Source organism: Microbacterium sp. MRS-1 (genome assembly GCF_000585455.1).
Taxonomy (GTDB): Bacteria; Actinomycetota; Actinomycetes; order Actinomycetales; family Microbacteriaceae; genus Microbacterium; species Microbacterium laevaniformans.
The window spans coordinates 1-1,046 of sequence record NZ_JAUF01000126.1 but is presented as its reverse complement, the minus strand read 5'-3'; the positions used below and the strand labels follow the sequence as shown (position 1 = coordinate 1,046).

Annotated in this window: 1 protein-coding gene; it reads left to right on the top strand. The window is 61.7% G+C overall.

Annotated elements, in window-relative coordinates; translation table 11 throughout:
* Positions 1-260: 260 nt before the first annotated feature.
* Positions 261-998 (top strand): hypothetical protein, encoded by a 738-nt coding sequence (locus tag AS96_RS14445; RefSeq protein ID WP_155947613.1) that lies wholly within the window; start codon positions 261-263, stop codon positions 996-998.
* The last annotated feature ends 48 nt before the right edge of the window (positions 999-1,046 follow it).

Here is a 1,046-nt window from a genome sequence, read left to right as displayed (position 1 = left end):
TCATACGCAGCCGGGCTCTGCCTCTCCGCAGCCTTGCAATGGATTTAGCAACACGGCCTAGTGCGCTTCTTCGGACGGCACGGGACCTCCTGCTCACACCACCGACGTCAAATCCGTGGTGGAGATCAATCTCAATCACAACCTCGTTGGCACGGCTCGGTGAGCGTGGCCTCAGCGCAGACGCGGTCGTTCGTACAGGCCTTGCCCGCGACCTCGTGAAATTGATTGTGCGTGACGCTGCCATGTTCTGGGCCGCATCTGTGGCTGAGGACATCGAACGAGTGGAGGTCCCAGATGTCCTTGCACCGTGGGTCGCCCTGTTGCAAGAGGACCCCTCCCTCGCGCGTCACAAGAACGAGCTTCCTCCGCACATCGCCTCCGTCGCTCTAGCCGGAGATGTAGGCGCGACCGCGGAGAAGTGGATCCGCAACGCCGCCATGGGACACATCGTGAGCTGGCGAGTGGATGATTATCTCCACGTCGAACGCGAACCGAGGGACTTGGTCTTGCCCGGCGGGAAGGATGTCACGCACTGGGTCACGGAAAGGTTCACTCTGACCTACGTGCCCGAGTGGCGCGCGACCTCGCTCCAATGGGAGCAGATGTTGAACTCCGATCCCAGCGAAACAGCAAGCGCGGCTGGCGTGCCCCTTGCGCTGCTGCAGGAGCGAGCCGTCACGGCCGAGATGCTGAATAGCGCTCTGCGAGCCAAGCTAATCGGGCGTGTGGACGAAGAATTCGAGCAGCGCGAGTTGGGTGACTCTTCGATCGCCGCTCTTGCACGACTCCTGGAAGGGCGGCAATACGAAACCGCCCTACAGATGGCGCAGAGATTCCACGAGGCTCAACCGCAGGCGACGCACTTCGCGATGGCCTACGCGTTCTGCCTGATTCCCCTCAACGCCGCCCGAGCCCGTTCAAGCTTCGAGAACTTCCAGCCTGCGGAGGGCAGCATCGGAGCGACGATACGTGAAATCAATCTTGTCGGCGGCGCGTGAATCCTGGTCACTTTCGGCGCTCGAAAAGTGAACGGTTGCGGGCAGTCT